Here is a 20,716-nt window from a genome sequence, read left to right on the forward strand (position 1 = left end):
AGCGAGGCAACTTTTATTAATCAAAAATGTCGCCTGCTCAACGAATTTATAAAATTAACCGTTGTTGAAATAACACCTGCGTTACTCCGCGGCTGAAGTGACTAAAAATTTCGTCAGTCCAATCTCGTGGTGTATAACTTATCGTATAGTCCACACCGATAACATCTCGCGCTACATAGCCGGTGTCGCCTAAGCCGTCGGCCAAGCCGAGTCTGACGTTGTGTTCACCGACAAAAATAGCCCCGGAAAAAATATCCGGGTGTGCTGTTAACCGATCGCCACGTCCCTGTCTTACCGCTTCCTGAAAATTATCGTGAATGACACTGACAATATTGTCAATGCGCGTTCGCTCTTCTTCACTTTGCGGCGAAAAAGGGTCAAACATGTTTTTGTTTTCTCCACCAGTTTGCACACGGCGAGAAACGCCTAGTTTTTCCATTGTCTCCACGAATCCGAAACTAGAAAAAATAACGCCGATAGAACCCACAAGGCTATTGTCATCCACATAAATTTCATCAGTGGCGGCGGCAATATAGTAGCCACCGGAAGCACAAAAATCACCAGCTACCGCATAAACTTTCTTTTGTGGATACTTGTTTCGTAACCTTAGCAATTCGCGGTAAATACGGTTAGATTCGACGGCACTGCCACCAGGGCTGTTAATGCGTAAGATAACGCCTTTTGCGGATTCTGCTTCAAAGGCATTACGCAATGCGGCATTGATGTTGACCGCACTATTGCTGCCGCTGGCCTCTATCACACCGTTAATGTCAATAACAGCAGCATGTGGGCCGTGATTTGAAATATTCGGCGTGTGCACAAAATAAGCAGCGGTTAGTGCTAGCACATAAATCAGCATGATAAATTTGAAAAAAGTGCCCCAGCGTCGCCGCGTTCTTTGCTCACGCAAAGACGATTCTGCTAGCCGTTCTACTAAATTTCGGTCGTGATTGTCAGTTGTCATAGTTTTTCTTTTCTCTAGTCCATGATAGCAATTTTTGAGGTAAAAAGCACGTTTCGCGTTGACGGGCAACGCCGGCAAAACGGTTATTAGCCGTTTGTAGCCGCACTAATTGCCCGCTTTCTTCATTTTCATCGGATGGCGGACATTCGCGCTGTCCCTGCGCCAGTGCCCATAAACGCGTATTGTCCACGGATTGAGCGGGTAGATGAGTTAGCGCCGTTTCAATAGATAATTGTTTTGCCGTAGCTGATGTGGTTAGTGAATCTAATACTTGTGCCTGGGCAATATCAAAGGGGGCACATTGCAATCGACGCAAGGCTGACAAATAAGCACCACAACCAACGCGAACACCTAAATCATGCGCTAGCGAACGTACATAAAAACCTCCGCCGCAACGGATGAAGAGCGTAATATTATCATTCTCACTTTTCTCTAGTGTAAGTTCATGTACCCGCACTTGTCGTCGTTTTTCCGGTACGGAGATATTTTTGCGAGCATAATGATATAGCGGCTTGCCTTTGTATTTGAGAGCACTGTGTTGTGGTGCGGTTTGCATTATCGTACCAATAAAATCGGGCAGTATATCGCGTACTCGTGTCACTAAATCTGCGGGCGGGTGCTGTTGTGTGCTGACATTTCCCCACGCGTCACCGGTGTCGGAAACGGCACCAAAGCTTACGGTAGCGCGATAGGCTTTATCGTCGGGCATAAAACGAATATATCCTGCTGCTTCTCCCAGTGCAATCGTTAACAGTCCGGTGGCCATTGGGTCCAACGTGCCGGTGTGTCCGGTTTTAACGCCATTAAATAAACGCCTTACAATAGCGACGGCTTGTGCTGAAGTAGCACCTTGATGTTTATCAATAAGCACAAATGTGCCAGCCATTACAGTTAACTCTCACTGAGAGGAACGTTATCTAAAAAGCGCCTAATATTGTCAGCGACTTGGCCTTCGGCATCTGGAGCAAAAACTAGTATTGGGGTGGCGCGCATATTAAGACTGTCGGCGAGTTGTTTGCGACACCGCGGAGCTTGGCTCGTAAGTGTTTCTTGTACCTCGGCGGCATTACCAGCAAGCATTGTGTAATATACAGTGGCAACGCTAAGATCGCCGTTAAGTGATATTCGCCGTACGGTAACCATGGCGCCACCGCAAATACCAGCGACTAGCGATGCCAGTTCACGCTGCATTAGTGAAGCAATACGGTGTTGGCGCGGGTAACTTTTGACGGCGCTGGTATTGCGCCGACCTTTCATAAGGTGGGTGCTGTTTCCAGCACCTCAATGGCTTCAATCACATCGCCGGCTTTGATATCGTTAAATCGATGGATTCCAATGCCACATTCCTCGCCCATACGCGCTTCTTTGGCGCTTTCTTTAAAGTGTCGCAACGAACTAATCGCACCTTCGTACACTACCGCACCATCGCGTAAGAGACGCGCCTGCGCGTCAGCACGAATATTTCCGTCTTGTACGCTGCAACCGGCAATATTTCCTATTTTGCTAATGGTAAACACTTTGAGCACTTTGGCAGTGCCAATGATTTTTTCTTCGCGCACCATATCAAGTAAGTTAAGTACCGCTTTTTCGGCGTTTTCCACAATCTCGTAAATCACATTGCCATGCATGATTTTGATACCGTATGATTGCGCGAGTTTTCTCGATTTAGTATCTGGGCGGACATTGAAAGCGACAATTAGTGCACCGCTGGCATGAGCTAAATTTATATCGGATTCGGTTACGGAACCGACGGCACTATGAATAACTTTAATTGCCGCTTTTTTGCCGTGGATAGCGCTAAGTGCTGCTAGCAATGCTTCACGAGAGCCGCCTACGTCAGCCTTGACAATTACATTGAGCTCTTTTTTCTCCGTCTCGTCACCCATTAACAAAGCTGTGGAAGGCCGTGCTACTGCGCGGGCATTCAAACGACGAGTCCGATCTTTTTCTTGCCGCAAGCTAGAAATGTCGCGCGCCTTGCGTTCATCGGGGACGACAAACAAATCTTCTCCTACTTCTGGCATGCCAGACAATCCTTGTATTTCTACCGGCATAGCAGGGGTTGCTTCTTTAACTGTTTTTTTGGAACTATCCCACATGGAGCGCACACGACCGCTTTCGGTGCCGCAGACAAAACAATCACCGTTTTTTAGTGTGCCGCTACGCACTACCAACGTTGCTACCACGCCATGACCTTTTTCCACGCGCGCTTCCACCACTGCTGCTTGCGCAGAACAATCACGCGTTGCTTTGATATCTAAAATGTCGCTTTGTGTGCGCAAGGAATCCAGTAACGTATCCACTCCGTTGCCGGTGAGTGCAGAGATTGGTACAAAAATGGAATCCCCCCCCCACTCTTCGGGCATAACTCCGCGTGCTGATAATTCGCTTTTGATGCGTTCTATATCTACACCGGGCTTATCCATTTTATTTATGGCAACAACAATGGGTACGTCTGCCGCTTGCGCATGAGAGATGGCTTCTTCGGTTTGTGGCTTAACGCCGTCGTCTCCGGCTACTACTAGCACTACAATATCAGTAATTTGTGCCCCACGTGCTCGCATTTCAGAAAATAATGCATGACCGGGAGTATCCAAAAATGTAATGGCACCAGTAGCCGTGCTGACTTGGTACGCACCAATATGCTGAGTGATGCCGCCGGCTTCGCCATTGGCCACACGTGTTTTGCGAATGTAGTCTAAAAGTGATGTTTTGCCGTGATCCACGTGTCCCATTACGGTAACCACGGGTGGACGTGGCTCTTGTGGTAAATCGGAGTCGTGCTGGCGCAAAGATTCTAAATCCGAGTCCTCTTTTTGCACTGCGGCTACCGGTTTATGACCTAATTCTTCTACTACAATCCACGCTGTATCTTTGTCTAGAGAAGTATTTGCATTGGCGGTCATGCCGTAATCCATCAATTTACGAATGATAATTCCGCTTTTGAGAGATATTTGTTCGGCAATGCGGCTGACAGAAATGGTCTCAGGAATTTCTATCTCACGTACCACTAGTCCCACCGGTTTTTGAAAGCCGTGCTGGTTGGCCAGCCGTTTGGGAGCGGTGGTTTTACGTTGTTGGCGGCGTTTTTGGCGTTCGCGTAATATTTTTTGATCAATCTTAATTGTGCCGCCGCGGCGAGATTTTTCTTCGGTCTTTTCGTTTTTGGTGGCAGTTTGTTGTTTTTCTCGCAATTCTTCTTGCCGTGCCACCTGTTTTTGATAAAGGTCTTCTAATGAATTTGGTGCCGGCGGCTTTGTGGGAGAGGGTGGAATATCGGTTGTCGTTACTACTGCTTTTTTTGATTTTTCTACTGTCGGTGACGGCGTGATTTCTTGCGGTGACTCAGTAGCTGCCGTTTTTTTTGCTGCAACAGGTTTAACTGCAGGAGATTTCTTTGAAGTAGGTGAGGTTTCTGTTTTCGGTGAAACTGCATTTTTTTTTGTTGGCGTTGCCGGTGTCTTGGTGGTAGTTGAAGCTTTTTGCGCGACGACTGGTTTTTGAACTTCAGGTGTTGGTGCTGGCTCTGGTTTTGCGGGAACTGGGCGGCGGATACGTCGTTGCCGTTTTTCTACTATTTGCGTACTTTCTATTTTGCGTTCGCGAGGGAGTTTTTTCTGTCCCGTTTTTTCTGAGGGTGTCGCTTTTTGCTGCCGCCAGAGAGCGTCCAATTTGGTTTCAAATTCGGGTTCTACTTTGGATGTTATGGCAATGCGTTTGTCGTAGCCGACGCTAGGTAGTGCTAGCTTGACTTCGGATTCGGTCTTGCCATATTTTTTTGCGATTTCTTTTATAGTGGCCATGCTTATACAGTCGTTTCTTCATCAAGATCGTTAATGTTGTAGGCTTGCTCACGAGCGAGCAAGACGCAGGCGGCGGCAGTTTCGTTTGGCATTTTATGAAACTCCTGTAATTCGTCGGCAGCCAAATCAGCCAAATCAGCGACTTTTAGAACATCGTTTTTCGCCAATTCCCGCAATATCTCTTCGCTGTCAGGAAAAAATTCGCTGACTAGTGTGACCAGAGCGGACTCTTGCTTTTCCATATTTGCCTGCAATTCGCTTTCTTCTTTTTCTACTTGTTCACGGGCGCGGGTTTGAATTTCGCGTACCACGTCAGGCTGAAAGCCTTGAATTTCGAGCAATTCCTCTTCTTCGGCAAATGCTACGTGTTCCAAGGTTTCAAAGCCTTCTTCAAACAAAATGCGTGCGGCATCTTCTTCCAGATTGAGCGCTTTACCTAAACGGGCACTATTTTGGGAGGTCTCTTCCTCTAGAGCTGCTTCATATTCTTCCATTGTTTTGAGATTAAGGCGCCAACCAGTTAATTCTGATGCTAGCCGCACATTAACACCATTTTTTCCGATAGCTTGTGCCAGTCGGTCAGGGTCTACTAAAACATCCATGCTACCTTTGTCGCGGTCAACGGATATTTTTGTTACTTCTGCCGGAGCTAACGCTAGCAACACGTATTTGGCATCATCGTCATCCCAAGGAATAATGTCAATGCGCTCACCGTTGAGTTCATTGGTTACGGACTGTACTCGTGAACCGCGAATGCCGACGCAAGTGCCTACTGGATCTACGCGGGCGTCGTTAGAGCGTACGGCAATTTTGGCACGGTTTCCCGGGTCACGTACCGCAGCAATGATTTCCAAAATGCCTTTTTCAATTTCTGGTACCACACGTTGAAATAGTAGCGTTAAAAAGCGTGGGCTAATGCGCGTAAGAATAACTGGTTGCCCTGTTGCCTCGTTGTTGATGTCTTTTATTAATGCTTGAACCCGGTCACCGGCCTTAAGCGTTTCGCGTGGAATCATCTGACTTTTAGGTAGTCGGCATTCCAGTCGCAAGACTTCTACAATTACGTCTCCGGTATCCCGTAGCACCCGTAATACTTGACCGTTAACCAATTCTTCATTGCGCGCCAACAAATCATTGAGTAGTCGTTGTTTTTCGGCTTCGCGTAGGCGAATGTTGAAATTTTGCTTAGCAGAATGTACGCAGGGACGGGTGTTAAATTTTTGATTTTCCAGCGATTTTTCTACCCATTCGCCGGCGACGACATCGGTCTTGATTTCCTGTGCTGATTCCAACATGATTTCAGCTTGTGGATTTTCCATTAATTCATCATCGGCTAGAACGCGCCATTTTCTAAAAGCGTCAACTTGGCCGCTGACAGAATCAATGTTCACTCGAAATTCAGCATCGTGTGTGTCGTTGGCACTGCGCCGCAGAGAATAGGCCAATGAATCAGAAAAAATATCTAGCACCTGATCAAACGGCAGGTCTTTCTCCCGAGAGATGGATTGAATGTACATTAACAAATCCGCACCGCCGATATCCATAATTTTTTTCCCTTTTTATATTAGTGATGAAATGAAGCGAGCAATACGCAACAAAAAAAGGGGGCGACGCCCCCAATTGTGCATTTAAAAGCCAACGCATTGCAAATGCCAAACCACTAATTCTACACTAGCATTACACAAAAACGATTATTACTTGGGATTGTGCGCTGGTTATGTCAAAAATTAATGAGCTTTCTTTTTTGCACGTGGATGAGCAAGGTCATACGTTTTTGCCAGATTTTGAAAATCTAAGCGCGTGTATATTTGTGTGGAAGTAATATCACGGTGGCCAAGTAGGTCTTGTGTGGCACGTAAATCACCGCTGGATTGCAAAAAATGTGAGGCGCAAGAATGCCGCAAAACATGCGGGCTAACTTGTCCAGCCATACCTAGACGAGCGGCGCGGGTGGATAGGCGTTGTTGTACTGTGCGAACGTTGAGACGACCACCGCGGCGATTAACAAACAACGCCGTTTCATTGTGATTTGCGGCACTTGCACGCGCCGTAAGCCAGCAGGATAAGGCTTTTTGAGCTACCGTGCCGGCGGGAACAACGCGACCTCGTCCTCCTTTTCCGCGCTGCACGTGAACCATGCCGGCGGATATGTCGCTCACATTTAAGGCAGTCATTTCTCCTACGCGTAAGCCGGTAGAGTACAGTAATTCAAACATAGCATCATCACGCCATTTGAGCCAACCACTGCCTGTATCGTCGTTTAGCAAAAAAGCTGTTTTGTCCGGTGTCAGTGCCCGCGGCAGGCGTCCCTGTTTTTTTGGGGCGCGTAGACTGTGTGCTGGATTGTTCCGAATGTCACCGGTTTTGAGTAAATAATTAAAAAATAAACGCCAAGTAGATAGCCGTCGCGCCGTGGATGCCGGACTCATGCCGTGTTGTGTGGCTAGCAGGTGGCGCATATTTTGCGGTGTGATGTCGGTGAGCGGCATGGGTAGCGCATTCTGTAATATCTCCAAGTCTCGGCGATATGCTTCTACCGTATGCACTGACAGTCGTCGCACAGCGGCTGTTTCGTGCACAAATGCAGCTGACGCTTCTTTTAGAGTATTCATATTACCGCCGCCAGCAATTGCGCTAATCGGCGGCAAAATGTGTCATCACCAGCCGAAAATTTTTTGCCGGAAAGGGTGGTAAGGATTACTAATCCCACTGCTTTCCTTCCGCGCTTAAGAGGCAAATGATAGTACCCCTCGGTTTTTGCCGCTGAGTTGTCCAATGGTAACTTATCGGCACGACCGCCAGCAGGTAAGCGCGCTGTTTTTGTTGCTAATGCTTTCATATCATTATTAAAAATCATAATACGACAACTGCCAGCTTTCATTCCTCGGCGTATCAGTGTTTCGGTTTTTTGTAACCATTCAGTATCGCGGCGAATGAGTAACAGCGACACGTCATGCATCATGGTAACAATGGCATCATTGTCAGCGGCAATATTTCGTGCGTCGGTTAACTGACGTTGCAGTAAGCGATTTTTCTCTCGTAGAGTGGTTATTTCTCTAGCGCGAATGTCAAGTGATTGTGCCATTACTTTATTGTATCGGGTCAGCAGGCTGAGGCAAAAAATAATTTTAGATTTTTGCAATTATCACAGCTATTAAAAATGTGATAGTGGTTCTTTCCTGACAATCGTAAAATGTCCAGAACGTTATTTGGTTTCAGGGAACATTGCAATCAAGGATATAATTATTTTCACTACTTACGGAGGATACAAAATGCAACATAAAAAATCAATTCTCACATGTCTGATGTTGGTATCTACATTGTTTGGTTCCGCCGGTGCGATGGCGGCGGAGTACGATATAGATGCTTCTCATTCTTTTGTGCAGTTTCGTACTAAACACTTGGGCTACAGTTGGCTTGTCGGGCGTTTTGACCGTCTGTCGGGGGTATTTGACTATGCTCCAGAACAAGGTGCGGCGGCACAGAGCATTTTTGTTGAAGTAGATGTGACCAGTGTTAATAGTAATCATGCTGAGCGTGACAAGCATTTGCGTAGTGATGATTTTTTAAATTCAGATGACTATCCAAATGCTACCTTTAAAAGTACAAGCTATGAAGGCGATGCAGATGGTGGCACAATGCATGGTGAATTGACACTACATGGTGTTACTAAGCCGCTCGCCATTGAAATAAAAAAAATCGGTGAAGGCAATGACCCATGGGGAGGTTATCGCGCTGGTTTTGAGGGTAAAGTCCAAATTACCCGAGCCGATTTTGGTATGGAGTACAACTTAGGTCCAGATGCTGTAGTTGTTGAACTGGATTTGTATATTGAAGGTGTTCGCCGTCAATAATGTCGCCTGTTGACCGCGGCGACAAATACGGTTTGGTTAGCCGGTTATTGCATTGGTCTTTGGCGTTGTTGATTTTTTCCATGGCCGCATTGGGCGCATGGATGGTAGAGGCAGGTTACTATGCACGTTGGTATCTGATGGCGTTGAACGCACACAAAACGTTGGGATTGATGTCGTTGGCCGTGGCGTTGTTGTTGATTACTTGGCGTATGATAGTTGCATCACCGGCACCATTGCACGGATTATCGGTTGCGGAGAGTAGGGCGGCGCGTTGGGTGCATCGGTTGTTGCTATTATTAGCAGTTATTGTTCCTTTTTGCGGTTATCTAATATCCACGGCACGGCAGAAAGGAGTGGACATTTTTGGACTGTTCATAGTGCCGCCGGTTGTTGCGCTTCCTGACAGTTGGCGCGACATTACTGTAGAAGTACACTATTGGCTGGGATATGGCGTTGTTATTGTTGCTTGTGGTCATGCATTGGCTGCTCTTAAACATCAATTATGGGATAAAAATGACAGCTTGCAGCGCATGCTATAGCCTCCAACTTTTGTTTATTAGTTGTAATCAACGAAAGTGAAAGTGCCATAGCACTATCTCTACGATAAGCTCATGTTGCCACTGAGTGCCATTGCTTTTTTGTCCGGAGTGTGTTTGCTGCAAGGTCAAGAGGAATTGCCATCGCTAAGTGGCATGTTGCTATTGTTGCCACCGGCTTTTGCGGCTTGGCGATTGAAAGGAAAGAGACGGACGGCGGCATTGTTGCTGTTCGTGTTTGGGTTTGGTTTTTACTGGGCTGCGTGTCGCGCCGAATGGCGGCTGGCGCAGACGCTACCACCGGAATTGGAATGGCGCGATATTATTGTGGAGGGAACGGTGCGTGGATTGCCTCAAACCAACGAACAGCGCACGCGGTTTGATTTTGATATTGAGCGCATAGTGTCACCGACTATGCCGTTGCGATTACGAGTGCGGTTGGCTGATTATCATCGCAGCGGTACACCGTTGGCGGAAATTTTCAATAACGCTCAGCTACGGTTGGTGGTTCGTATCCGTCCGCCATCGGCGCGTCTCAATCCGCATGGTTTTGATTATGCTGGCTATTTATTTGCCACCGGCGTGCGTGCAGTGGGCTATGTGCGTCATCGCGAACAAGTGGAGATAGTTCGCCCTGGTGGTGGTTGGCGTGAGGCTCTAAGACGGCAGGCATTAGCGCAACCGCAACAAGGCGATTTACTGGCAGCGTTTGTGGTGGGTGACCGCTCGGCTATTGATGAATCACAATGGCGAGTATTGCAGCGTACCGGCACAGCACATTTATTGAGCATTTCTGGCACTCACATTACATTGGCAGCAGGATTTGCTGCGTTGCTGGTCGGTTGGCTGTGGCGTCGCCAGCAGTGGCTGATGCGCATTATGCCAGCACAAAAGGCGGCTATTGTTGCTGCCGTGCCGGTGGCACTGGCTTATGCTTTGCTTGCCGGATTTGGCGTTCCGGTGCGGCGTAGTTTCCTAATGTTTTTTGCGGTAGCAGTAGCATTGCTCAGTGGCGGTATTTCGTCGGCAAGTCAAGTGATGGCGCTCGCTGCCCTTGTCGTTGTCGTAGTTGATCCGTGGGCGGTGTCATCTGCTGGTTTTTGGTTATCATTTATGCTTGCCGGTGCCGTAGTATTGGTGCTCGGTAGTACAGGCGGACGAAATTGGTGGCATTTGTTGCGAGTGCAGTGTCTAATATCATTTTTTGCTATGCCATTCACACTATGGTTTTTTAATCAAGCTTCTTTATTGTCACCGCTGGCTAATGTTGTTGCTGTGCCGGTTGTTGGTTTTTTTATTTTACCTTTGGTTTTGTTGGATGTGTTGTTACCCGGAAATGCGTTGTGGACCGTCGCTAGTTGGGGGTTATCCACTTTATGGGCGTTTTTAGATTACCTGTCGGCTTTGCCATTCGCCGCTTGGCAACCGGCAGCGGCACCGTGGTGGCTATTTATATTGGCTTGTGCTGGCGGCATTTGGCTTATTATGCCCGCCGGTATGCCGGCTCGCTGGACAGGTATGTTTCCGGTATTGGCAATGTTGTTGTGGCAGCCGTCACCATTACCAGTGGGAACTTTTCATATGACTGTGCTGGATATTGGACAAGGCACTAGCGTGGTAATTAAGACCACTAATCACACTTTAGTATATGACGCCGGTCGGTCGTATGCTGCTAAGGAAATTGACAGCTATTTGCGTGGCGAAGGGCGCCGAAATCTTGACATGTTGATTGTCAGCCACGATGATATCGATCACAGTGGTGGTGCGGCGGAATTGATGCACCTAAAGTCGCCAGTAAAATTATTGTCATCATTGCCGGATTCGCATCCGGCGGTTATTGCTGCCACTCACCATCAACCCTGTGAGGCAGGGCAAATGTGGACATGGGACGGCGTAACATTTGAAATATTGCATCCACAGAGAGAAACATTAACCGTGCTGTCGGATAATGCTTCTAGCTGCGTGTTAAAAATATTTGGGGCTGGTGGCTCGGCGTTACTGACCGGAGATATTTCAGAAAAAATTGAACAAGCTCTTGTCGCATCAGGTAAATCACTAAAAACGGATGTATTGCTGGCACCTCATCACGGCAGTAGGCATTCCTCCTCCTCAGCTTTTTTGCATGCAGTGTCGCCGCATACTGTGATATTTAGCGTCGGTGCTAATAATCCTTACGGTCATCCGCACTCAACGGTTTTAGCACGATCTACTGCTGTCGGCGCAGGGCTCTATCGCACTGATACAGACGGCGCAGTTATAGTAGAGGTTGGTCCTAGTGATGTTCGGGTACAGCGGTGGGGACCTGAAAGAAAACGTTACTGGCAAAATACAGTAGCATCGTACGGAAGATCTGATTAAATTCATGAAATAAAGAGTAGTAATATTGAGCGTACGAATAGATAGCCTTATGTTTATGAAAAAAAGCGGACGAATTCAATAACCATCGCTTAGATAAGTATGTTTGTGACCGCGATTACGGGTAACAAATTTGTCGCGTTTTTTGAAAATTTTGTTTTTTACTTTATTTTAAATAGTGTGGTATAAATGGTAAGTAAGTGTATTAGATGCATTTGTGGTGTTGTGTCTAGTAATATTTTGTGGTATCGCAATAAAAAGAAGGAGAGAGCAAATGGCAATATCCGTTTCCTTGGCAGTTAACGGTAAGCAAGTAGAAGGCGAGGTAAGTCCTAATACTTTGTTAGTAGAATATTTACGTGAACATGCGCGATTGACGGGCACTCATATAGGATGCGATACTAGCCAATGTGGTGCCTGTGTAGTACATGTCAATGGGCAATCAATTAAATCTTGTACCATGTTAGCAGTTCAAGCTAACGGCACTGTAATAACTACTATTGAAGGACTTGCCGATGGCGATACACTCCATGCAGTGCAGGCGGCGTTTAAAGAATGTCACGGATTGCAGTGCGGTTTTTGCACTGCCGGTATGGTGATGAGTACCGCTGATTTACTGAATAAAAACCCCAATCCATCTGATGAAGAAATTCGCAATTGGCTAGAGGGCAATATCTGTCGTTGTACCGGCTATCAAAATATTGTTAAAGCGGTACGCCATGCGGCTGCGCAGCTAAGAGGATGAGCGGAAATTTTGTCGTATCCAAAAATTAAAATAATACATTCCTGCAGAGGAGGACGTAAATGAGCACACAAGGCATCGGGGCTTCAGTCAAACGAAGCGAAGACATGCGATTCTTAACTGGGCGTGGCAATTACACGGATGATATCGTTCGACCACATCAGGCATATGCGTATATTTTACGATCGCCTCATGCGAGTGCAAAAATTCGTGGTATTGACACGGTAGCCGCCAAGTCTGCTGCTGGCGTTATTGCTGTTTATACAGGAGTAGACCTGCAATGTGGTTCCATTCCCTGTGGTTGGTTAGTTAATAATGCCGATGGTTCACCAATGAAGGAGCCGGCACATCCGCCGTTGGCACAAGGTGCAGTGCGGCACGTGGGCGACCAAGTGGCTGTGATTATTGCTGAAACATTGGCACAGGCTAAAGCCGCTTCCGAGTTAATTGAAGTAGATTATGACGTGTTGCCTGCCGTAGTGGATATGGAAAAAGCTGTTGCTGGTGGTCAAGCTGTACACGAAGAAGCGCCAGATAATTTATGTTACGATTGGGTGTTAGGTGATGATGTTGCCAGTGTAGACGCCGTAATCGCCGCGTCTACACACCAAGTATCTTTGCGGTTGACTAACAATCGTCTTGTTCCTAACGCCATGGAGCCACGCGCTGCTATTGGTGAGTACGATTTGTCGGCGGATTCGTATACGCTTTATACCACTAGCCAAAATCCACATGTAATTCGTCTGCTTATGGGTGCTTTTGTATTACAAATTCCCGAACACAAATTGCGTGTTGTGTCACCGGATGTAGGTGGTGGATTTGGATCCAAAATTTATCATTATGCTGAAGAAGCCATTGTTACTTGGGCTGCTAAGCAAGTGCGGCGGCCGGTCAAATGGACGGCGGATCGATCTGATTCTTTTGTTAGTGATGCTCATGGCCGCGATCACATCACTAATGTAACGTTAGGCGTTGACTCCGACGGAAAATTTACAGCGCTTAAGGTAGAAACTAAGGCCAATCTCGGTGCCTACTTGTCTACTTTTTCTACCTGTGTACCGACGTATTTGTATGCAACGTTGCTGGCAGGCGTGTACACCACACCAAAAATTTATTGCAACGTTAAAGCGGTTTTCACCAATACCGTACCGGTTGATGCTTATCGTGGTGCTGGGCGCCCAGAAGCCACTTATTTAATTGAGCGTATTGTTGACAAAGCAGCACGACAAATCGGTATAGACAGAGTGGAGTTGCGGCGTAAAAATTTTATTCCCAAAGAAGCCTTTCCTTATCAAACACCAGTAGCTTTGCAATACGACTCAGGGGATTATCATGCTTCTTTGGAGCAGGCACTCAAAGAAGCTGATTGGAATGGTTTTGCTGCACGTAAAGCAGAATCCGCTCAAAACGGCAAATTGCGCGGTATTGGTGTGTCTACTTATGTTGAAGCATGTGGTATTGCGCCATCGGCGGTAGTCGGTTCGCTAGGCGCTCGTGCTGGGCTATTTGAAGCGGCTAATGTGCGGGTTAATCCTACGGGCTCGGTATCGGTGTTTACTGGCAGTCACAGTCATGGGCAAGGGCACGAAACTACCTTTGCACAAATTGTTTCTGACAAATTGGGAATTCCCTTTGAGAATGTAAATATTGTGCACGGTGATACCGCTAGTGTGCCTTTTGGTATGGGGACGTATGGCTCGCGTTCGCTGGCGGTAGGTGGAGAGGCTATCATGCGTGCGCTCAATAAAATTACTGAAAAAGCCGGAAAAATTGCTGCACATATTATGGAAGCAGATGCCGGTGACGTTGAGTTTGCTGACGGTAATTTTACTGTCAAAGGTACCGATAAGTCGATGGCTTTTGGTGAAGTTTCGCTAGCCGCTTATGTGCCGCATAACTTTCCACACAAATCATCGCACGATGACTCCAACGGTTTGGAGCCGGGTCTAGAAGAGCAAGCATTTTATGACCCACTCAATTTCACTTATCCTGGTGGTTGCCATATTTGCGAAGTAGAAGTAGATCCCGATACCGGCAAGGTCAAGGTAGTGAACTTTACTGCTGTAGATGATGTAGGGCAGGTAATTAATCCGATGATTGTGGAAGGTCAAATACAAGGTGGTGTGGCACAGGGTATTGGTCAAGCACTTTTGGAGCAAGCGGTGTACGATGAAAACGGCCAATTACTGACCGGTTCGTACATGGATTACACCATGCCACGCGCCGATGACGTGCCTAATATCCAAGTATCTAATACGGTTACGTTGTGTACACACAATTCGTTAGGAGTTAAGGGGTGCGGAGAAGTCGGTGCTATCGGTTCACCACCAGCGGTTATTAACGCAGTACTGGATGCACTGGAAGAAAAAGGTGTGAAAGATATTTCTATGCCTGCCACGTCTTATCGGGTTTGGCAGGCGATGCAAGATGCAAAAGTTAATTAACAGGAGGATATCATCATGAATAATTTTGACTATCATAAGCCTTCAACAGTTGAAGAAGCGGTGCATCTGCTGACCGATGGCGCAAAAGCATTGGCCGGTGGTATGACTTTGTTACCGACGATAAAGCAAGGGTTGGCTGCACCTGATGCGTTGGTCGATTTGTCGACTATTGAAGCGTTGGTCGGCATTCGTGAACATCACGATAAGGGAGTGGTGATTGGTGCTATGACAACGCATGCGACAGTATCTAGTTCTGATTTGGTGCGTGAAAAAATTCCATCGTTAGCATCGTTAGCTAGTGGAATCGGTGATGCACAAGTTCGACATCGCGGCACCATTGGTGGCTCGCTGGCTAACAATGATCCTGCGGCGGATTATCCGGCGGCATTGTTGGGATTAGGCGGCTCGGTGCATACTAATAAGCGTACTATTGCCGCTGATGATTTTTTTGACGGGTTGTTTTCAACAGCATTGGAAGATGATGAAGTTATCGCTCACGTACATCTTCCAATACCGCAATACGCCGTTTATGTAAAATTTCCACAACCGGCATCACGTTATGCACTGGTTGGTGTTTTTATTGCCCAAATTAATGGTGGCGTGCGAGTGGCAGTAACTGGTGCTGGTTCAGATGGTGTGTTTCGTGCCCAATCATTGGAAACGGCATTGAACCAAAATTTTTCTGCTGCTGCTTTATCGGGAGTGCAGGAAAATGCAGCAGAACTGATGAGTGATTTGCACGGCTCTGCTGCTTATCGCGCCCACTTAATAACAATTTTGGCTCAACGGGCATTGAATTAACTGCGGTTACAGATACTGGTGATTGTGTAACTGTAGCGTTGTTAATTTTAAGAAGACGTCTTTGGATTGCGACTAAGCATTATTTTTTCTAGTGTCGTATCTGGTAAGCGCTTGATTAATTGCGCAAAAAACAGCATTAGTACAAAAGAAAAAATAATGCGACCAAAAAATACGCCAGAGATATGCGCGCCTACTAACATTACCAATAGAGTATCTTCTATAACGGCATGGCACAAACTCAGTAGTGTTAATGCACACAGCATGTCACGTCGGCTGATGTCGCCTTTTTTACTTTCGTTAATGAGCAAAGCGCCACCGTACGAAATGCCTAACGTCATGCCAACCATAGTGATAGTAACTGCTTTTTTTCCTACACCCATGGTGCGCAGTATTGGAGCGAGTAAAAAAATCAATAGTCGTTCAGTATTCGTGATTTTGAGCAAACGCACAAAGGCTACCAGCGTAACGATAATTAAATAAATGAATGCCCAGTTTTTTGCCTGTCCCAAAAACCATGGCCCCCAACCGCTTTGCATTGGCGGTGGCGACAATAACAAATGAGCTGGAGCTTGCAGCCAGCCGCCAGCATTGTAAATAGTGTGAATAAGCCAGCCCATTGCTAGTGCGCCACTAATACGCACCCATAGCATGGCAAAAAAGCGCACACCGGCTTTTTGCGTAATGCGTAGTTCTATCGGTAGCGCATGTGCTACCAATACGATTAACATGAGAGTAGTTACTTGAGCACTGTTGAGTTCTAATTGTGTCCACAGTGAGATGAGCACTAGCAGTGCAGAATAGATATTTAACAGCATTGCGGTGGCCCACACAATTCCAGCTTGACCGGGCAGGCCGACTAGATCCATTATTGGCGCTAGCAAATCTCCAACAACAGCGACGATGCCAAAGTGTTCATCTAGCAATCGAATAGCAACAAGTAGCGGTAGCGAAATACGCAGGACTACCCAATAAATATAAGCGCTTTCTTTAAATAATTCACGCAATGCCGTTAACGGTGCGCGCATATTATTTAATTGTCTTTAATGAGTGTTGCCGCGGTTTTTTGTAATGCTAATACAAGCATTGCGCCGAGCGATGCTAATGCTAATGCCGCCCAAATTTGCGGATCACTCTCATAGACGGTGGGCAGTACATTTGGTTGTAAAATAATTTTCATGCCATCAGCATGGGCTTTCCATGGCCAAAGCTTGGGCAGTGCGCCAAGCATGACGCCGATAAGCAGTGATACGATTGCGTCATGCCAGCGATGCAATAAATATGAAAGTAATCTGGAAAACAGCAACAGCCCGCAGCCGCAACCTATTGCAAATATCAACAAAGCAATGATTTCTCTTTCATGAATGGCATTGATAACTGCACCATAGAGGCCAGCAATCAACAAAATATAACTACCGGAAATGCCGGGTAATAACATGGCGCAGATAGCGACAGCGCCACCGATAAAAAGTGTTGGCAAAGTGGGTGTCATGCTGCCGGCAGGAAGTTGTGTGATTGTCATCAAAGTAAATACTGCTCCGACAATTCCTATTGCCCAGTGTCGTGCGGTAGGTGCGTGCAATTCACGGGCGACAAGCTTTGCAGAAGCTAGTACCAAGCCGCAAAAAAATGCCAACAATAAATGTGTATGTTCGCTTAGTAAATAGTGTAGTAAGCGATTAAACAATACGACCGCACTTAGGATACCGGCGCCAAGTGCTAATAAGAATTTGCCGTCAGCTAACTGCCAAGTGCCAGAGATATTAAAACGGAGAAGTTCGCGCCACAACGCCGCCGAAGAAAAAGCGCTAATGGCGGCAAGTAGGCGTTGATAAATTCCAGTGATAAAAGCGACAGTGCCGCCTGACACGCCAGGCACTAAATCCGCTGCGCCCATACATATCCCGCGCAAAAAAATACCAATATAAGGTTTAACGGTTTTCATATTTCGGCGAGAACCAAAAAAGCAAAAAAGGCATAAACGCATTATACGGCGTTATTTTGTTCTGTACGGATGAAAATGAAGTAAACAGTTATAAAATAATTTTTATGATGAATGAGAAAGACATGGACTTGGTGCGGACCTATTTGTTTTCTTTGCAGGAGACTCTCACAGAGGCGCTGGCGGCGATTGACGGTAGAGAGTTTGTTGTTGATACATGGCGTAGCAAACTTGGTAGCGGGCGGAGTATGTCATTGGAAAGCGGTGCGGTATTTGACCGAGCGGGTGTTAATTTCTCTAATGTCGCTGGCGATAGCTTGCCAAAAGCGGCGAGTAGTCGCCGACCAAATATTGCCGGTAAGTCTTACGAGGCAGCGGGCGTGTCATTGGTGGCGCATCCAAAAAATCCACATTGCCCAACCGTACACATGAATGTGCGTGTTTTTACTGTTGGTGATGTTTGGTGGTTTGGTGGCGGTATGGATCTTACTCCATATTATGGCTACGAAGATGATTGTCGGCATTTTCATCTTACCTGTAAAGAAGCTTTGGATGCCCACGACACGGCGTTGTATCCGCAATTTAAGCAGCGGTGCGATGAATATTTTTACATTCCTCATCGTCAAGAGCAGCGTGGTATTGGCGGCGTGTTTTTTGATGATTTTGACGAAGAATCATATTCTCATGCTTTCGCTGTTGTCCGAGCGGTGGGAGATGCTTTTTTACCGGCATACCTACCGATTGTGAAACGTCGTCATAATATGCCGTATAGCGAGTGCGAGCTTTTGTGGCAACAATATCGGCGTGGGCGTTACGTGGAATTTAATTTGGTGTGCGACCGTGGTACTTTGTTTGGTTTACAGTCGGGCGGGCGCACTGAGGCAATTTTGATGTCATTGCCGCCGCTAGCACGCTGGCACCAAGCCAAACCGCAAGGAGATTTGGAGATGCGGCTGGAAAAAGAATTTTTGCTTCCACGTGATTGGGCGAAATGAGTAAAGGTATCTGAAAAATCGTCCGTGATTATTATAGAAATATAAAAAACACGCTACTAAATTGGTATCAACTTTTAAAGATATTGATTAATCCGCTGTTGCGCGCAATAATTCATTAATGCTGGTTTTGCGACGAGTTTTTTCATCTACTGTTTTGACAATCACAGCGCAATTTAAAGAATACGTGCCGTCTTTGGAGGGCAGGCTGCCTGGCACTACTACGCTTCCTGGTGGCACTTTGCCATAAAAAATTTCTCCGCTAGCGCGGTCGTAAATGCGTGTGCTTTGACCGATAAAAACGCCCATAGAAAGCACAGAACCACGTCCCACGACTACACCTTCCACCACTTCGGAACGAGCGCCGATAAAGCAACTGTCTTCAATAATTGTGGGCGCTGCCTGTAACGGCTCCAGAACTCCACCGATTCCAACACCGCCAGATAAGTGGACGTTTTTTCCGATTTGCGCGCAGGAGCCAACCGTAGCCCAAGTGTCTACCATTGTGCCTGAGTCTACATAAGCGCCAATGTTGACGTATGAAGGCATCAGTACCACATTGTCGGCGATGTAAGCGCCGTGTCGCACCGTTGCTGGTGGTACTACGCGAGTACCGCTATTTTTGAAAAAATCTTCATCAGCCGCAGCGTATTTGAGTGCTACTTTGTCATAGTAACGAGTAAAACCGCCGACCATTACGGCATTGTCCGTCAGCCGGAATGATAACAACACGGCTTTTTTTAGCCACTGGTGGACTTCCCATGTATCTGTTTCGGAGGGAGACGCCACTCGTCGTCGACCGCTATCCAAATCGTTTAGCACTGTTTCTACCGCTGTACGCACGGCGTGCGGGGCATTTTGCGGCGTTAATGAGGCACGCGCTTCATAAGCATTATTAATTATTTCTAATTCATTCATCATTTTAGACCTTTTGCATAATTTGATATTTGAAAGTATGCTTTATAGAAAAACGGCATAATCATACACTATCTGCAGGGGCTTGTCCGGATAATGGTGCATTGCGCAAGCGAATACGTAGCTGGCGATGCGAATCGGCATCCATGCTATCTGTAGCGGCGAGAATACTAAATCGCTGCTGACCACTGCGCACAACAAAAATCGTTAGTATCGGCGATACAAAGCGGCTTGTTAACTGTCCGCATTGCGTACTATTATTGATAAAAAGTTCAATATTGCCGTTTGGCAGAAAATGGAAGCTGCGCACTACATTTTTTCCTTCAAGTAATGCATGGCGGCGAAAGTGCACAGTGAATATTATCGCCACAGCTAAAATTACCAAAATTCGTAGTGGGTATGAGATTGCTATAATGCTTCCTGCACCAATGGTAGCAACAGTACCTACCAATATCAGCGATATGGCAATAATACGCGATGAGGACAATACAAAACGAGATTCCACGATGAACGAGAGTAACACATTTGCGCCACTGAACTTTTTGCGCGCCGTACGTTTTGCTGGCGATGATGCAGCAACATTTTTGCAAGGGCAATTGACGGCGGATACACTAGCATTACCATCCTCGCGATGGGTGCGTGCGGCTTATTGTTCTCTCAAAGGGCGAGTTATTGCCAGTATGCTTCTTGGTCGCAGTAATGATGCTTATATTGCCATTTTATGTGCGGACATTGCTGATGATTTTGCCACCCGATTGGCACGCTTCGTGTTGCGTGCCAAAGTGAAAATCACCGTTTTTCCTTCGGGTTGTGTCACCGTGGCGAAAAATACCAATAAAGTAGATAGTGGAACCATGAAAACCGAGGAGGAGGCGCAATTTTTTAATGATGACGGCTGGCTGTTGCGGGTAACAGAAAATGAAGAACCAGTCACAGCGGTGGATTTATCCACCGATTCGTCGTGGCAGCAGGAACAAATTTTTCGCGGCATTCCATGGGTGGGTAGGGAGGCTAGCGAACTGTTTATTCCGCAACATATAAATTTTGAATTGTTGGATGGTGTGAATTTCAAAAAAGGCTGTTACGTAGGGCAGGAGATTATTGCCCGCTTGCATTATTTAGGAAAAATCAAGCGTCGCGGCTATGTGGTGTCCGGTGAAGGCGCGCCACCACCGGTAGGCGAAAAAATAAACGGTGGTGAAGTAGTGAACGCTGCCGATGATGGGAAAGGTGGTTTTGTTGTTTTTATTTCGGCACCGTGTGCGGCGGCGGAATCGTGGGAATGGGGAGACCTACATTTGCAATTATTACCCGTACCTTATTCTCTACAAGAGTAGATAGCTATGATACAATCTAGGGCTTACCAGAAAA

At 46.7% G+C, this 20,716-nt stretch carries 19 protein-coding genes; 8 read left to right on the forward strand and 11 right to left on the reverse strand.

Going from position 1 to position 20,716, the window contains the following annotated elements; genetic code table 11:
* Window positions 1-46: 46 nt before the first annotated feature.
* The 7 genes from NQX30_04965 to NQX30_04995 all read right to left on the reverse strand — a co-directional run bounded on the left by NQX30_04965 (window position 47) and on the right by NQX30_04995 (window position 7,852).
* The gene (locus tag NQX30_04965; GenBank protein MDM5147717.1) at window positions 47-964 is read right to left on the reverse strand and encodes a S49 family peptidase; all 918 of its coding nucleotides are present in this window, start codon (window positions 962-964) and stop codon (window positions 47-49) included.
* Window positions 954-1,850: a tRNA pseudouridine(55) synthase TruB gene (gene truB / locus NQX30_04970; GenBank protein ID MDM5147718.1), complete on the reverse strand. Its 897-nt coding sequence runs from the start codon at window positions 1,848-1,850 to the stop codon at window positions 954-956. The genes NQX30_04965 and truB overlap by 11 nt, the downstream gene beginning before the upstream one ends.
* 5 nt (window positions 1,851-1,855) lie before the next feature.
* Window positions 1,856-2,221, reverse strand: a complete 366-nt coding sequence (locus NQX30_04975; GenBank protein ID MDM5147719.1) for a ribosome-binding factor A — start codon at window positions 2,219-2,221, stop codon at window positions 1,856-1,858.
* A complete protein-coding gene (gene infB / locus NQX30_04980) occupies window positions 2,218-4,767 on the reverse strand; it encodes a translation initiation factor IF-2 (GenBank protein ID MDM5147720.1) in 2,550 nt (849 codons plus the stop codon). The genes NQX30_04975 and infB overlap by 4 nt, the downstream gene beginning before the upstream one ends.
* Window positions 4,768-4,769: 2 nt before the next feature.
* A complete protein-coding gene (gene nusA, locus NQX30_04985) occupies window positions 4,770-6,311 on the reverse strand; it encodes a transcription termination factor NusA (protein MDM5147721.1) in 1,542 nt (513 codons plus the stop codon).
* A 183-nt stretch (window positions 6,312-6,494) separates the two neighbouring features.
* Entirely contained in the window at window positions 6,495-7,379 is an 885-nt protein-coding gene (locus NQX30_04990; GenBank protein ID MDM5147722.1) for a tyrosine-type recombinase/integrase, read from the reverse strand.
* Window positions 7,376-7,852, reverse strand: coding sequence for a hypothetical protein (locus tag NQX30_04995; GenBank protein ID MDM5147723.1), 477 nt, complete (start codon window positions 7,850-7,852; stop codon window positions 7,376-7,378). The genes NQX30_04990 and NQX30_04995 overlap by 4 nt, the downstream gene beginning before the upstream one ends.
* A gap of 187 nt (window positions 7,853-8,039) precedes the next feature.
* On the opposite strand from NQX30_04995, the gene NQX30_05000 reads away from it, so the two are divergent.
* The 6 genes from NQX30_05000 (at window position 8,040) to NQX30_05025 (ending at window position 15,499) form a co-directional block, all read left to right on the forward strand.
* On the forward strand, window positions 8,040-8,621 hold the full coding sequence (locus tag NQX30_05000; protein ID MDM5147724.1) for a YceI family protein: 582 nt from the start codon (window positions 8,040-8,042) through the stop codon (window positions 8,619-8,621).
* Window positions 8,621-9,160 carry a cytochrome b gene (locus NQX30_05005; protein ID MDM5147725.1) on the forward strand — a complete coding sequence of 180 codons (540 nt, stop codon included), beginning with the start codon at window positions 8,621-8,623 and terminating at the stop codon, window positions 9,158-9,160. Before NQX30_05000 ends, NQX30_05005 begins: the two co-directional genes overlap by 1 nt.
* A 72-nt stretch (window positions 9,161-9,232) precedes the next feature.
* The gene (locus NQX30_05010) at window positions 9,233-11,515 is read left to right on the forward strand and encodes a DNA internalization-related competence protein ComEC/Rec2 (protein ID MDM5147726.1); all 2,283 of its coding nucleotides are present in this window, start codon (window positions 9,233-9,235) and stop codon (window positions 11,513-11,515) included.
* A gap of 271 nt (window positions 11,516-11,786) precedes the next feature.
* Window positions 11,787-12,257: a (2Fe-2S)-binding protein gene (locus NQX30_05015; protein ID MDM5147727.1), complete on the forward strand. Its 471-nt coding sequence runs from the start codon at window positions 11,787-11,789 to the stop codon at window positions 12,255-12,257.
* Window positions 12,258-12,316: 59 nt separating this feature from the next.
* On the forward strand, window positions 12,317-14,698 hold the full coding sequence (locus NQX30_05020; protein ID MDM5147728.1) for a xanthine dehydrogenase family protein molybdopterin-binding subunit: 2,382 nt from the start codon (window positions 12,317-12,319) through the stop codon (window positions 14,696-14,698).
* 15 nt (window positions 14,699-14,713) lie between these two features.
* A complete protein-coding gene (locus tag NQX30_05025; GenBank protein ID MDM5147729.1) occupies window positions 14,714-15,499 on the forward strand; it encodes a xanthine dehydrogenase family protein subunit M in 786 nt (261 codons plus the stop codon).
* A gap of 47 nt (window positions 15,500-15,546) precedes the next feature.
* On the opposite strand, the gene NQX30_05030 is transcribed toward NQX30_05025, so the two are convergent.
* Entirely contained in the window at window positions 15,547-16,524 is a 978-nt protein-coding gene (locus NQX30_05030; GenBank protein ID MDM5147730.1) for a hypothetical protein, read from the reverse strand.
* A gap of 5 nt (window positions 16,525-16,529) precedes the next feature.
* Window positions 16,530-17,441 (reverse strand): DUF368 domain-containing protein, encoded by a 912-nt coding sequence (locus NQX30_05035; protein ID MDM5147731.1) that lies wholly within the window; start codon window positions 17,439-17,441, stop codon window positions 16,530-16,532.
* A gap of 107 nt (window positions 17,442-17,548) precedes the next feature.
* On the opposite strand from NQX30_05035, the gene hemF reads away from it, so the two are divergent.
* Window positions 17,549-18,433: an oxygen-dependent coproporphyrinogen oxidase gene (gene hemF, locus NQX30_05040; GenBank protein MDM5147732.1), complete on the forward strand. Its 885-nt coding sequence runs from the start codon at window positions 17,549-17,551 to the stop codon at window positions 18,431-18,433.
* An 87-nt stretch (window positions 18,434-18,520) separates the two neighbouring features.
* Here the strand turns inward: hemF and dapD are convergent, their stop codons facing one another.
* Window positions 18,521-19,351, reverse strand: a complete 831-nt coding sequence (dapD, locus tag NQX30_05045) for a 2,3,4,5-tetrahydropyridine-2,6-dicarboxylate N-succinyltransferase (GenBank protein MDM5147733.1) — start codon at window positions 19,349-19,351, stop codon at window positions 18,521-18,523.
* A gap of 58 nt (window positions 19,352-19,409) precedes the next feature.
* Complete coding sequence (locus NQX30_05050; GenBank protein MDM5147734.1) at window positions 19,410-19,868, reverse strand: hypothetical protein; 459 nt, start codon at window positions 19,866-19,868, stop codon at window positions 19,410-19,412.
* Here NQX30_05050 and NQX30_05055 point away from each other — a divergent pair.
* The gene (locus tag NQX30_05055; protein ID MDM5147735.1) at window positions 19,852-20,682 is read left to right on the forward strand and encodes a hypothetical protein; all 831 of its coding nucleotides are present in this window, start codon (window positions 19,852-19,854) and stop codon (window positions 20,680-20,682) included. The two genes, NQX30_05050 and NQX30_05055, sit on opposite strands and share 17 nt — an antisense overlap.
* Window positions 20,683-20,716 lie beyond the last annotated feature (34 nt).

Source organism: Candidatus Persebacteraceae bacterium Df01, assembly GCA_030386295.1.
Classification (GTDB): domain Bacteria; phylum Pseudomonadota; class Gammaproteobacteria; order Tethybacterales; family Persebacteraceae; genus Doriopsillibacter; species Doriopsillibacter californiensis.